General features: G+C 67.5%; 9 protein-coding genes. 1 reads left to right on the top strand and 8 read right to left on the bottom strand.

The genetic code is table 11. From position 1 onward, the window contains the following. Positions 1–128 precede the first annotated feature (128 nt). The 8 genes from ACZ6B8_RS07930 to ngcE all read right to left on the bottom strand — a co-directional run bounded on the left by ACZ6B8_RS07930 (position 129) and on the right by ngcE (position 9,609). A complete protein-coding gene (locus ACZ6B8_RS07930; RefSeq protein WP_471077269.1) occupies positions 129–1,226 on the bottom strand; it encodes a substrate-binding domain-containing protein in 1,098 nt (365 codons plus the stop codon). A gap of 120 nt (positions 1,227–1,346) precedes the next feature. Beyond that, a complete protein-coding gene (locus ACZ6B8_RS07925) occupies positions 1,347–2,546 on the bottom strand; it encodes an ROK family transcriptional regulator (protein WP_471077267.1) in 1,200 nt (399 codons plus the stop codon). A gap of 240 nt (positions 2,547–2,786) precedes the next feature. Then, positions 2,787–3,668 carry a carbohydrate ABC transporter permease gene (locus tag ACZ6B8_RS07920; RefSeq protein ID WP_471606633.1) on the bottom strand — a complete coding sequence of 294 codons (882 nt, stop codon included), beginning with the start codon at positions 3,666–3,668 and terminating at the stop codon, positions 2,787–2,789. Further along, positions 3,668–4,615 carry a carbohydrate ABC transporter permease gene (locus tag ACZ6B8_RS07915; RefSeq protein ID WP_471077261.1) on the bottom strand — a complete coding sequence of 316 codons (948 nt, stop codon included), beginning with the start codon at positions 4,613–4,615 and terminating at the stop codon, positions 3,668–3,670. Before ACZ6B8_RS07915 ends, ACZ6B8_RS07920 begins: the two co-directional genes overlap by 1 nt. 51 nt (positions 4,616–4,666) lie before the next feature. Then, positions 4,667–5,929, bottom strand: coding sequence for an extracellular solute-binding protein (locus tag ACZ6B8_RS07910; protein ID WP_471606632.1), 1,263 nt, complete (start codon positions 5,927–5,929; stop codon positions 4,667–4,669). A 148-nt stretch (positions 5,930–6,077) separates the two neighbouring features. Further along, positions 6,078–6,974 (bottom strand): carbohydrate ABC transporter permease, encoded by an 897-nt coding sequence (locus ACZ6B8_RS07905; RefSeq protein ID WP_471077255.1) that lies wholly within the window; start codon positions 6,972–6,974, stop codon positions 6,078–6,080. Between the two features lie 19 nt (positions 6,975–6,993). Further along, the gene (locus tag ACZ6B8_RS07900) at positions 6,994–7,908 is read right to left on the bottom strand and encodes a carbohydrate ABC transporter permease (RefSeq protein WP_471607170.1); all 915 of its coding nucleotides are present in this window, start codon (positions 7,906–7,908) and stop codon (positions 6,994–6,996) included. A gap of 264 nt (positions 7,909–8,172) precedes the next feature. Next, positions 8,173–9,609 (bottom strand): N-acetylglucosamine/diacetylchitobiose ABC transporter substrate-binding protein, encoded by a 1,437-nt coding sequence (gene ngcE, locus ACZ6B8_RS07895; protein ID WP_471077253.1) that lies wholly within the window; start codon positions 9,607–9,609, stop codon positions 8,173–8,175. Positions 9,610–10,087: 478 nt separating this feature from the next. On the opposite strand from ngcE, the gene ACZ6B8_RS07890 reads away from it, so the two are divergent. Next, positions 10,088–13,987, top strand: a complete 3,900-nt coding sequence (locus ACZ6B8_RS07890; RefSeq protein WP_471077250.1) for a GH92 family glycosyl hydrolase — start codon at positions 10,088–10,090, stop codon at positions 13,985–13,987. Positions 13,988–14,026 lie beyond the last annotated feature (39 nt).

The raw sequence follows: 14,026 nt of genomic DNA, 5'->3' as shown, positions 1-14,026 counted from the left end.
GTTTGCGGGGCGGTGTGATGGGGCGGGCACCGGACCGGTACCGGGGTTCCCTTCCGTACGGGCCCGGGGAGCGCTCTCACGCGCCACCGGGCCCCACTTCGTACGAACGGGCTTACCGCGGACGGGCGTTACTTGATACCCGCGGCGTCGCAGGCCTTCTTGTACTGGGCCGTGCAGATCTCGCTGACCTTGTAGACCTTGTCCTTGATGAGCGTGTCGGCGACCTGGTCCTTGGTGATCGCCTGCGCGTCGTACAGCTTGGCCGGGATGCCCTTGAAGTCGCCGCTGAGCGAGTCGACCTTGCGGTCGGCGAGGGCGTCGATGTCCTTGCCCTGGAGCAGGCGCACGGCGATCTCGGCGGTGGTCTCGGCCTCCGGCTTGATCTGCTTGTAGATCGTGTAGTCCTGGGTGCCGCTCAACAGGCGCTGCACGCCCGCGAGTTCGGCGTCCTGGCCGCCGACGGGGACCTTGATGCCGCGCCCCTTGAGGGCGGTGATGGCGGCGCCCGCCATCGAGTCGTTGCCGGCGTAGACGCCCTGGATGCCGTCCTTGCCGAGCTTGTCGATCGCGGAGGACATCTTGCGGCTCGCCTCGTCCGGCGACCAGTCCGGGATGTCCTGCTCGTACGCGATCTTCTTGACCTTCTTGTCGAGCACCGAGTGGGCGCCCTTCTTGAAGAAGGGGGCGTTCGGGTCGGTCGGCGAGCCGTTGAGCATGACAACGTTGGCGTCCTTGGCCTTCGAGCCGAGGGCCTTGACCATGGCCCCGCCCTGCAGGCGGCCGATCTTCTCGTTGTCGTAGCTCACGTACGCGGCGAGCGGGCCCTCGGCGAGGCGGTCGTACGCCACGACCTTCACGCCCTGCTTGTCGGCCTGCTTGACCCACGACTTGGTCGACTTGTAGTCGACCGCGTCCAGGATGATGACCTTGATGCCCTGGGTGACGAGCGCGTCGAACTGCTTCTTCTGCGTCTCGATGTCCTGCGCGGCGTTGTTGTACTTGACCTTGCAGTCCGAGCAGAGTTCCTCGATCTTCGCCTGCATGAAGGGGCGGTCGAAGGTCTCGTAACGCGTGGTCTTGTTCTCGGGGAGCAGCAGACCGATGGTCTTGTTGTCGCCGCCGCTGCCCTTGTCGTCGTCGTCGCCGGCCTTGCCGCACGCGGTCATGGCCAGTGCCATCGAAACCGCTGCGGTGCCTATGACGACGCGACGCGTCATTGCGTTCATTGGGGTGCCTCCCTGACGAGGCCGCGACGTTGCGGCCGAGGTGGCTCGAAGTCAACTCGGCCGCCACACCAGCGTCAAGGAGTAAATCCTTAACGAGATGACAACGGTGCCATGCGTTATCTAAGTGAAGGCAGGTGCCTGCACGGGGAGGCTTCCGTCCAAAAGGGTGGAATCCCCCATCTCGCTGAGCGCGAGGGCCAGCGCCCCCAGCACCTCGGCCCGCCCGCCGAGCGCCCCCGGCAGGACGGACAGCTGCCGCGCCGCGCTGGGGATGGCGTACCGCCCGACCGACTCCCGGATGGGACCGAGCACGAGCTCGCCGGCCTCCGCGAGGTCGCCGCCGAGCACGACACGGGAGGGGTTGAGGAGGTTGCAGAGGTTCGCGACGCCGCTGCCGATGTGCCGGCCCACGTCGGCGATCACCCGCCGGCACCCCGGGTCGCCGTCCCGCGCGAGCTGGACCACCCGCTCCATGGTCAGGTCGGTGCCGTGGCTGGACTGCAGCAGCGGCAGCACGTACCGGGCGGCGGCGAAGGTCTCCAGGCAGCCGCGGTTGCCGCAGCGGCAGACCGGGCCCGACTCGTCGAGCGTGATGTGCCCGATCTCCCCCGCGGTGCCGCCCGGCCCCCGGTAGATCCGCCCGCTGATCACGAGCCCGGCGCCGACGCCGCTCGCGACCTTGATGTACGCGAGGTCCTTGACGCCCCGGCCGCTGCCCCAGACCAGTTCGCCGAGGGCACCGAGGTTGGCGTCGTTGTCGACGTGCACGGGCACCCCGAGGCGGCCCCCCAGCTCCTCCGCGGGCTTGGTGCCGGTCCAGCCCGGCAGGATCGACGTCGAGCCGAGGGTGCCGGACTCCACGTCGATGGGTCCGGGCACGCCGAGGCCGACCCCGGCGATCTTCGTACGGTCCACTCCGGTGGCCTCGATCAGCCGGCTGACCAGCTGCTCGGCCCGGTCGAAGCCCTGCGCGGCGGACGCGTCGACGTCCAGCGGCTCGGACTCCTCGGCGAGCACCTGGTGGGCGAGGTTGCCGATCGCCACGCGCAGGTGGGTGTGGCCGAAGTCGACCCCGATGACGATGCCGGCGTCCCCGCTGAGCGAGACGCTGCGGGCCCGCCTGCCACCCGCCGAGGTGGGCGTGACCTCGACGGTCCCGCCGTCCTTGAGCTCCCGGACGATGTTGGAGACGGTCGCGGCCGACAGGCCCGTCGTCCTCGCGATCTCCGCCTGCGTGAGCGACCCGGCGAGCCGCACGGCGCGCACGACCCGTTCGAGATTGGCCCGGTGCAGAGACGACTGCGACCCCGGAGTCTCCATTGACTCTCACCCTTTGCCCTCTTCCGGGCGGCCCGTGGACCACCCGCGACACCGGCCTCGGAAACGCCTACCGGGCCATGTACAAGTTATGAACTCCAAACTCTGCTGAAGGACTCGCTGTAGTCAAGTCGTTGAGGGAAATCCGGACCCTCCGCCCAGCGAATGCCGGAAACGGCCGCCCCGTGACAGGAACGGCCGCCTCCGGACGCCTTCGGACGGGCCGCACGCCCGTCCTCCCGCCTATTTCACCGACCCCGCCGTGAGCCCGCTCACCACATGCCGCTCGATGAACGCGAACAGCACGACGACCGGCACGATGGCGACCACCGACGCGGCGAAGAGATAGTTCCACTGCACCGTGTAGTTGCCGATGAAGTTGTTGATGCCGACCGTCAGCGGCTGCTTCTCCGGCTCCGTCGTGAGGGTCAGGCCCATCACGAACTCGTTCCACGAGGTGATGAAGGTGAAGATCACGGCCGTGACCACGCCCGGCAGGGCCAGCGGCAGGGTCACCTTGATCATGGCGCCGAAGCGGCTGGTGCCGTCCACCATGGCGGCCTCCTCCAGCTCCGGCGGGATGGAGCTGATGTAGGCCGTCAGGATCCACACCGCGAAGGCGAGGTTGAACGCCGCGTTGGTGAGGATCAGGGTCCAGACCGAGTTCAGCATGTCCAGCTGGTGGAACTCCCGGTAGAGGCCGACCAGCAGGGCGGTGGGCTGGAACATCTGGGTGACCAGGACGAGCAGCAGGAAGAGCTTGCGGCCGCGGTAGCGCATGCGGGCCGTGTAGTACGCGGCGGGCAGCGAGACGAGCAGCACCAGGAGCGTGGCGCCGCCCGCGACCAGCAGGGTCACCTGGAGGTTCTGGCCGAGCTCGGACTCCTTCCAGACGTCGATGAAGTTGGCCCACTCCAGCTGGTCGGGCAGGTACGTGCGGTCGCGCAGCTCCTCCTTGGGGCGCAGCGCGGTGACGACCATCTCCAGGTACGGCGCGAGGAAGACCGCGGCGAGCAGCCAGGCGCAGGCCGTGACGACCAGGGTGCGGGGCCGGAAGGCGCGCCGGGCCTTCGCGGGACCGCCGTCCTTGTGGGGCGCGGGGCGGGTCGCCGTCGCGGTGGCCATCAGTCCTCCTCGTTCCACCGGCTGACCTTCAGGAAGATCAGCACGAGCACCACGACCATCAGGAAGTTGACGACCGACATGGCCGCGGACTCGCCGATGTCGGTCTCCTTCAGCTTGTACATGAACACCATCGACGTGGAGGTGTCGTAGCCCGGACCGCCCTGGGTCATGGCCCAGATGATCGGGAAGGAGTTGAAGACGTTGATGAGGTTGATGACCACACCGACGAGGAAGGCGGGCCGCAGCATCGGGAGCGTGATGTGGCGGTACGTCTGCCAGGGGCCCGCGCCGTCGATGCGCGAGGCCTCGTAGACGTCCTGGGGGATGGTCTGCAGGCCGGCCAGGAGCGTGTACGTGGTGAAGGGCAGGGAGACGAAGACGGCGACCGCCATCATCCACGGCCAGGCGGTCTCCGGCTTGCCCAGCCAGTCCTTGGAGTCGTCGATCAGACCGAGGTCGAGCATGAGCGTGTTGAGCACGCCCGCGGTCTGGTTGAGCATCCACTTGAAGCCGATGGCGGTCATCAGCACGGACGCCGCCCACGGGGCGATGAGCGCCCAGCGGGTGATGCGGCGGCCGGGGAACTTCTGGTTGAAGAGCTGGGCCAGGGCCAGCGAGAGCAGCATCGTCGCGGTGACGACGACGACCGTCCACAGCACCGTCCAGAGCAGGACGGACCCGAAGTCGCTCTCCTCGAAGAGCTTCTTGAACTTGTCGGTCCCGGCGCTGCCGCGCACCTTGCCGGCGATGGAGATGTTGAGGAACGAGGTGCGGATCAGCTCGACGACGGGCCAGACGACCACGGCGAGGATCAGCAGGATGACGGGCGCTATCCAGGGCAGCGGACCGAGCCGGGCCAGACCGCTGCGGCGGCTCACCGGCCTGGGTGCGCGCCCGCTCCGTCCCCGGCCGGACTCGGCCGGGGACGGAGGGGCCTTCAGGGACACAAGGACTCCTTGCGAACGGGGTGACGTGGGTGAAGAGGGCGTGCCGGGGCGCTACTTGGACTCGGCCGCCGCCGACTCCGCCTTCTTCTGCAGGTCGCCGAGGACCTGCTTGGGGTCGTCGGAGACGGCCTTGCCGCCGGTCTTCTTGATCTCGGCCGAGACGACGTCCCAGGTGGTGTCACCCAGCGGGTAGAACTTGGCGTTCGGCAGCACCTGGAAGAACGGCACCAGGTCCTCGTGTTTGCCGTTGCCCTGCATCGTCTTGAGGGCGTCCTGGGTGACCGGCATCAGGTTGTACATCTCGTCGAACGCCAGCATCTTCTTGGAGTACGTGAAGTCCAGGAACTTCTTCACGCCCTCCTTCTCCGCGCCGCCGTCCTTGAACGCCATCATCCAGTCGGCCACGCCGAGGGTGGACTTCAGCGGACCTTCCTTGCCGGGGATGGGCGCGACGCCGTAGTCGACCTTGCCCTCCTTGGCCATCTGGATGAGGCTCGGGTGGCCGTTGAGCATGCCGACCTTGCCGGCCGCGAAGTCGGCGAAGGCCGTCTTGCGGTCGGTGGAGGCGGGGTTGGCGTACGTCAGGCCGGGCTTGACCAGGTTGGTCTTGAGCCAGTCGAAGGTCTCGACGTTCTTGGCGCTGTCGATCGTGTACTTGCCGCTCGCGTCGGTGTAGCCCCCGCCGTTGCCGAGCTCCCACATCATCGACTCGCCCTGTGTCTCCTCGGGACCCAGCGGCAGCGCGTAGGGGGTCTCGGCGGCCTTCTTCGCCTTGATCTTCTTCGCCGCGTCGGCCAGTTCGTCCCAGGTCTTCGGCGGGCTCTTGATGCCGGCCTTCTTGAAGACGGACTTGTTGTAGAACATCACGCGGCTGGAGGAGACCCACGGGATGCCGTACTGGGTGCCGTCGACCTCGCCGGCCTTGGCGAAGGTGGGGATGAGGTTGTCGCGCGTCTTCGGCGACATCACCTCGTCCGCCTTGTAGAGCAGGTCGTCGGCGACCTTGTCGGCGTAGCCGCCGGTCTGGAGCAGGTCGGGCTCGTTGCCCGCCTGGACCATGTTCTTGACGGACTTGTCGATCTCGTTCCAGTTGATGACCTGGACGTCGACCTTGTAGCCCTTGTTGGCCTTCTCGAATTCCTTCTTGACCTGGTTCCAGTACACCTTGGAGGCGTTGGAGGCCTTGTCGCCGTAGTCGGCGGCGACGAGCTTGATGGTCTTGCCGTCCCCGCTGTCGCTGTCACCCCCGCAGGCGGTAAGACTCAGCGCCATGGCGAGCGTTGCCGCACCGGTGGCGACTATTCGATTCCTCATGATGGTTCAACCCTTCGACATCGGTGTCGACTTGAGCGCGTCCAGTCGCCCCCCGCGGCCCGTGGCGCCGACACTACTCACGGCCCGATTCGCCTCGACAGGCCTAGACCACTTTCGTGGCCAAGCTGAAATCACCCGCCTCACCAGGTCACTTGATGGCCCCTGCGGTGAGACCGGCCTGTACCTGTCGCTGGAAGACCGCGTAGACGACGAGGACCGGGAGCATCGCGATGGTCAGGCCCGCGAAGAGCGCGCCCCAGTCGCCGCGGTAGCCCTGCGAGACGGCGAGCGAGGCGAGCCCCTGCGGCAGCACGTAGCTCTGCTCGTCCTCGTTGTTGAGCAGCAGCGGGAGCAGGTACTGGTTCCACTGGCCGAGGAAGTTGAAGATGCCGATGCTGACCAGGCCGGGCTTGGCCATCGGCAGCATGATCTGGAAGAACGTCCGGGTGTGCGAGGCCCCGTCGACCATCGCCGCCTCCTGCACGCCGGTCGGCAGCGTGCGGAAGAAGGAGGTCAGGAAGAAGGTGGTGAACGGCAGCGAGTACGCGATGTAGGCGATCATCAGGCCGGGCCGGGTGTCCAGGAGCCCGAAGTTCTCCATCACCGCGAAGAGCGGCACCAGGGCGAGGATGACCGGGAACATCATGCCGCCCGCGAACAGCATGAAGACGAGGCGGTTGCCGGGGAAGGTGAAGCGGGCGATCACATAGGCCGCCATCGAGCCGAGCAGCATCGTGCCGGTCAGCGAACCCGCCAGGATGATCAGCGAGTTGAGGGTGTACTGGCCGATGCTCGCCTTGCTCCACGCGTTGGAGAAGTTCTCCCAGTGGAAGGAGGCCGGCCAGCCCATCGGATCGCTGAGGATCTCCGCCGAGGGGCGGAACGCGGTGAGCGCGACCCAGATCAGCGGTCCGGCGGCCAGGATGACCCACAGGACGAGGAAGGCGTGCGAGAAGACGTTGAGGGTGGCGCCGCCCGTCTCCCTTTCGCGGCGGGGCGCGGCGGCGGTCTCGGGGCGCGGCGCGGCGGTGGTGGTCGTGGTCATGATGCTGGCTCCCGCGGTCTCAGTATTCGATCCGGTCGCGGTTCCCGACCCGCATGACGATCAGGGAGAACGCCATGCTCAGGAAGAGAAGGACGACGCCGATGGAGGTGGCGTAGCCGTACTGGCCGTCCCGGAACCGCTCGTAGAGGAAGACCGGGGTCACCTTCAGTACGTGCGGGGGGACCATGACCAGGCAGATCGCGAAGGTGTCCAGGGCCTGGATGCCCATGTAGATCCAGCCGGTGCGCACCGTGTCCCAGATCAGCGGGAGCGTCACGTTGAAGAAGGTGCGGGCGCGGCCCGCGCCGTCCAGGAGCGCGGCCTCGTAGATGTCCTTGGGGATCGCGCCCATCGCGGCGGAGAACAGCACGACGTAGAAGCCGATGAAGCTCCAGCTGATCACCGTGAGCAGCGAGATGATGCCGAGGGTCTCGTCGCCGCCCAGCCAGGCGGGCCCGTCGATGCCGGCCTTGTCGAGGCCGCCGTTGATCAGGCCGCTGTTGGTGTTGAAGACGCGGCCCCACACCACGGCGATGATGGCGACGGAGAGCACCTGCGGGAAGAAGTAGACGACCTTGTAGACCGACGATCCGGCGACGCCCGCGATGGCCTGTCCCCTGCGGTGCCGCCCGCCCGAGGTGATCATGTAGGCGAAGAACATGCCGAGGACCAGGGTGATCACGGGGGCGATGAGCAGCAGGAGGGCGCTCACCTGGAGGGAGTCCCAGAAGCGTTCGTCGTTCCACATCTTCAGGTAGTTGTCGAACCCGACGAAGTGCGCGACGGGACCGCCGGACCAGTCGGTGAACGAGTAGTAGATCGCCTGCACGAAGGGCGAGATGACGAACAGCGCGTAGAACGCCAGCGGCACGGCCAGGAAGCCGACGATGAACCGGTACTTGTCGAGCGTGCGGTAGCGCCGGTCGTAGCGCACCCGTTCGGGGGTGAAGCGGGGCGGCAGCACCACCGCCAGGAGGAACAACAGCAGGCCGGGTGCGCCCGGTGCGGGGCTCGGGCCGCTCTTCTGCTTCTTCGGAGGTGGGGAGTTCTCCACCAGGGTGTCGGTCTTCACGCTGCTCAGCCCCGCCGCTCTTTCACATGCCTACGTGCTCGGTTGCGTGCCCGGGTCCGGGGCCGCGCGGCCCCGGACCCCCAGGAGGATCACGAGGATCGGGAAGGCCGGGTCCGTCCGGACCCGTCAGGCCTTCTTGATCTTCGTGATGTCGGGGTCGTTCTTGATCCGGTCGGTGGCCTTCTGCATGGTGTCCATCGCCTGCCGGGCGCCGATCTGGCCCTGCATGAACTTGTGGATCATGTTGTTGAAGTCCTCGCGGAACAGCTCGTTGTACCAGTCCATGAACTGGGGGATGACCACGTTCTCGCCGGCCGCCTTGATCGCCGCCTGGGCGCTCGCCGCGCCCGGGGGGAGCTGCTTCAGACCCTCGAGGACGCCCTTGACGACGGGCAACGAGCCGACCTCCTTGAAGAGGTTGACGGCAGCCTCCCTGCTGTACATCATCCGCATCCACTCCAGGCCGCCCTGTACGTTCTTGGCCTTGGCGGGGACGATGAAGGGCTCACCGGCCGGGGCGTAGAGCGTGCCGAACGGCATCTTGTCGTCCGAGTCGAGCGACGGGGTCGCGCCCACCGCCATCCGGAAGTCCTTCGGCGTGGTGTCCTTGGCCTCGTTCTCCACCCAGGAGCCATTGGGCACGAAGAGGCACTTGCCCTCCTTCGTCCACGCGGTCTGCATCTCGGTGTGCGCCTCGGTGCCGTCGAAGCCGGTCAGCACGTACTTCTTGGCGACCAGCTCCTCCCAGGCCTCGAAGACGTCCTTGACCGCGTCGTGCTTCCAGGCGTCCGGCTCCAGGTAGTCCATCGCCGTGGTGACCTCGCGGCCGCCGCGCTGGGCGAACATCGCGTACATGCTGAAGAACATGTAGCGGGGGTGGCCCCCGGGGTAACTCCAGCCGTGGATGCCCTTGGCCTTGGCCTTCTTGCAGACCGCGAGCATCTCGTCCCAGGTCTTCGGATACTCCGCCTCCAGGCCCTCCTCCAGGAGCTTCTGGGAGTACCAGTTGCCGTACACCGTCATCGTGATGTTGAGCTGGTAGCACTCCTTGCCGCCGAAGCGGCCCATCTGCTCGACGACCGGCACCAGGGTCTCGCGCACGGTGACCTTCGGGTCGTCCCAGGAGGGGGACGCGAGCATCTCGTTGAAGTCGGCGACCTGCTTGTTGTGGACGAGCTTGCCGATGTTCATCTGGTCGGCGCCGGAGTTGTTGACGACGTCCGCCGTGGGCTTGCCCCGGACGATCTTCGGCTGGACCTGGGTGGCGATCTTCTCGGTGGGCTTCTGGTCCGTGTCGGCCTTGGGGTACTTCTTGCCGTACATATCCGTGACGAACTGGGCGTACTTGTCGCCGTACCCACCGTTGAAGATGTAGACCGTCAGCCCCGCGTCCTCCTTGACGCCGAGCGGGTTCTTCTTGGTCTTCTCGCCCTTTTCGGCCTTGTTCTCGTCGCCGCCCCCGCTGGCGCAGGAGCTCAGTGCCCCCACGGCCGGCACCGCGAGCAGACCGGCGGCAGCCGTCCGCTTCATGACATCACGACGGTTGACGCTGGTGGATCCCATGCTCAAGTCCTCGCCTTCTCCAGGACTCAGGCGGTGAACCGGACCCTCCCCGGCACCGCGGTGGTGTGAAGCTGGGGTCATGCGGATACATCGGTGAAGCAGCAGGATGCGGTCGACCGGGTCCGCGACCGGCCGGACGGCCCGCGCGGACGCCGACAGGTATAGTCCACTTGCGGTCGGCTGGGCAAGATCGAATACAGCATTGCTCCGCAGCCTTTTCCGAGTTGAGACCTGCGGTGATCCCTGGTGAGAACCTCTCGCAGATCGTTGCCGCAACCCCTGGACTTTCGCGCCGGTTTCCATGGACTTTCCCGCAAGGTACCGGCGGCGGTACGGGTGGCGGTCCCGCGACACGGCCCCGCTCGTACGACTCACGACACCCGTCAACAACCTTGACACCCATCACCACTTGACGCCCTACTAGACCTTGCGCAGCGATCGTGACAACGTTGTCCAACCCGCAAGGAGGGGCTCGGGGATGCCGTACACGGCACGCAGACCTCGTCATAGACACCACCGTCCGCTCGGACCGGTCCCCCGTTCGGCCGCGGCCGTCGGGGCGCTGGCGCTCTCGCTCGTCGCGGCGGCACAGGGGGCCGCCGTCGCCGGGCCCGGGCGGCAACCACCTCGCTCGGAGCGGGAGTTCTCCTCCTCCTTCGAGAAGGGGGAAGCGCAACCCGACTGGCTGAACACCGTCGAGACCGGCCCCGACGGCAGGAAGAAGGCCGCCGGGGTGAACGGCGCGTTCAGCTCCGGTCTGCCGGGCAGCGTCAACGACCACGTCACCGAGGTCCGCGCGAGCGGCGAGAACAGCGGCTCGGGCGAGGTCGCGGCGAACCTCGTCGACGGCGAGGCGACGAGCAAATGGCTGACGTTCGCCAAAAACGGCTGGGCCGAGTTCGACCTGGACGAGCCGGCGAAGGTCGTGACGTACGCGCTGACCTCCGCCAACGACCACGCGGAGCGCGACCCCAAGGACTGGACCCTGAAGGGCTCGACGGACGGCAAGGACTGGAAGGTCCTCGACGAGCGCAAGGGCGAGACGTTCGACGGCCGCCACAAGACCAAGAAGTACGACATCGACAACACCACGGCGTACGCGCACTACCGCCTGGACGTCACCGCGAACAACGGCGCGGACGACGCCCTGCAACTGGCCGACGTGCAGTTGTCGGTGGGCGGCACGGAGGCCCCGGTCCCCGAGGACATGCTGAGCCTGGTGGACCGCGGCCCCAGCGGCTCCCCCACCGCCAAGTCCCGCGCCGGGTTCACCGGGAAGCAGGCGCTGCGCTACGCGGGCAGCCACACGGCGGACGGCCGCGGTTACTCGTACAACAAGGTCTTCGACGTCGACGTCGAGGTGGACCGGAACACCGAGCTCGGCTACCGGATCTTCCCCGCCATGGCCGAGGGCGACCGTGACTACGCCGCCACGAACGTCTCCGTCGACCTCGCCTTCACCGACGGCACCTACCTCAGCGACCTCAAGGCCGTCGACCAGCACGGCTTCCCGCTGACCCCGCGGGGCCAGGGCGCGTCCAAGGCGCTCTACGTCAACCAGTGGAACGACGTGGCGGCGCGGATCGGGCAGGTGGCCGGGGGCAAGACGGTCGACCGGATCCTGGTGGCGTACGACTCCCCCAAGGGTCCGGCCAAGTTCCGCGGGTGGCTCGACGACGTGTCCCTGAAGGAGAAGGCGCCGGCGAAGCCGAAGGCTCACCTCTCCGACTACGCCGACACGACGCGCGGCACCAACTCCAGCGGCGGCTTCTCGCGCGGCAACACCTTCCCGGCCACGGCGGTCCCGCACGGCTTCAACTTCTGGACGCCGGTGACCAACGCGGGGTCGCTCAGCTGGTTGTACGACTACGCGCGCGGCAACAACGACGACAACCTGCCGACGATGCAGGCGTTCAGCGCGAGCCACGAGCCGAGCCCGTGGATGGGCGACCGGCAGACGTTCCAGCTGATGCCGTCGGTCGCCAAGGGCACCCCGGACGCCTCGCGGACCAAGCGGGCGCTGCCCTTCCGGCACGACAAGGAGACGGCGCGCCCGCACCACTACGGCGTGACCTTCGAGAACGGCCTGAAGGCCGAGATGGCGCCGACCGACCACGCCGCGATGATGAGGTTCACCTATCCCGGTGACGACGCGAGCGTCATATTCGACAACGTCTCGGAGAAGGGTGGCCTGACCCTCGACGAGGACAAGGGTGTCGTCTCCGGCTTCTCCGACGTCAAGTCGGGCCTGTCGACGGGCGCGACGCGGCTCTTCGTGTACGGGGTCTTCGACGCGCCGGTCACCGCGGGCGGCAAGCTGGAGGGCGGCGGTGGCGGGGACGTCACCGGCTACCTCCGCTTCAAGCCGGGACAGGACCGCACGGTCAATCTGCGGCTCGCCACCTCGCTGATCAGCCTGGACCAGGCGAAGGCCAACCTCGCCCAGGAGATCCCGTCCGGCACCTCCTTCGACCGCGTCGAGGACCGCGCCCAAAAGGCGTGGGACGACATCCTCGGCAAGGTGGAGGTCGAGGGCGCGAGCGAGGGGCAGCGCACGAGTCTGTACTCCTCCCTCTACCGCTTGTACCTCTACCCCAACTCGGGCTTCGAGAAGGTGCGTTCGGCGAGCGGCAAGTCGACGTACAAGTACGCCTCCCCCTTCTCGCCGCAGACGGGTCCGGACACCCCGACCCACACCGGCGCGAAGATCGTCGAGGGCAAGCCGTACGTCAACAACGGTTTCTGGGACACCTATCGGACCACGTGGCCGGCCTACTCCCTGCTCACCCCGAAAAAGGCGGGCGAGCTGGTCGACGGCTTCGTCCAGCAGTACAAGGACGGCGGCTGGACCTCGCGCTGGTCCTCGCCGGGCTACGCGGACCTGATGACGGGCACCTCGTCGGACGTCGCGTTCGCCGACGCGTACGTCAAGGGCGTGAAGTTCGACGCGGAGGACGCCTACGACGCCGCGCTGAAGAACGCGACGGTGGTGCCGCCGAGTTCGGGCGTCGGCCGCAAGGGCATGGAGACCTCGCCGTTCCTCGGCTACACGCCGAGCGAGACACACGAGGGCCTGTCGTGGGCCCTTGAGGGTTACCTCAACGACTACGGCATCTCCCGGATGGGCGCCGCCCTCTACAAGAAGACGGGCAAGAAGCACTACAAGGAGGAGTCGGAGTACTTCCTCAACCGCGCCCGTGACTACGTGAACCTCTTCGACGACAAGGCGGCGGGCGCCGGCACCTCCCCCGGCTTCTTCCAGGGCAAGGACGCCAAGGGCGACTGGCGGGTGGACTCCTCGAAGTTCGACCCGCGCGTGTGGGGCTACGACTACACGGAGACCAATGCCTGGGGTTACGCCTTCACCGCCCCGCAGGACTCGCGCGGGTTGGCGAACCTGTACGGCGGGCGGAAGGGACTCGGCGACAAGCTCGACACGTACTTCGCCACCCCCGAGACCGGCTCCGCGGAGTTCGCGGGCTCGTACGGCGGTGTCATCCACGAGATGACCGAGGCGCGCGACGTGCGCATGGGCATGTACGGCCACTCCAACCAGGTCGCCCACCACGTGGCGTACATGTACGACGCGGCCGGGCAACCGTGGAAGACCCAGGAGAAGGTCCGCGAGGTCCTCTCCCGCCTCTACACCGGCAGTGAGATCGGCCAGGGCTACCACGGCGACGAGGACAACGGCGAGCAGTCGGCCTGGTACCTCTTCTCCTCGCTCGGCTTCTACCCCCTGGTCATGGGCAGCGGTGAATACGCCATCGGGTCACCGCAGTTCACGAAGATGACCCTGCACCTGGACAACGGCCGCGACCTGGTCGTCAAGGCGCCGAAGAACAGCGCGAAGAACGTGTACGTGCAGGGGCTCAAGGTCAACGGCAAGGCGTGGAAGTCGACGGCGCTGCCGCACGAGATCGTGGCGCGCGGCGGGGTCCTGGAGTTCGACATGGGCCCGAAGCCGTCGGCGTGGGGCTCCGGCAAGAACGCGCAGCCGGCGTCGGTCACGAAGGACGACAAGGTGCCGTCGCCGCGGAAGGACTCCCTGAAGACAGGGGGTGCACTCTTCGACAACACGTCGTCGACGCAGGCCACTTCGGACACCCCGGTGACCCTGCCGGTGCAGAGCAAGACCAAGGCGGTGCAGTACACGCTGACGTCGTCGTCCGACAAGGCGAAGGCGCCGCGCGGCTGGACGCTGCAGGGCTCCAAGGACGGTACGAAGTGGCGGACGTTGGACCGGCGTTCGGGCGAGACGTTCGCCTGGGACCACCAGACCCGCGCCTTCACGGTGGCCCGGCCCGGTGCGTACGCGCACTACCGGCTCGTGCCGACCGGCTCGGCGACGCTGGCGGAGGTGGAACTCCTGAGCTGAGCCGGGCGGGGTCGCCTGACCGGGCCGTGCGGTGCCGTG

This window comes from Streptomyces sp. NPDC041122 (assembly GCF_055592445.1).
Note: the sequence above shows the minus strand (reverse complement) of the source record. Positions and strands in the feature narration are given on the sequence as shown.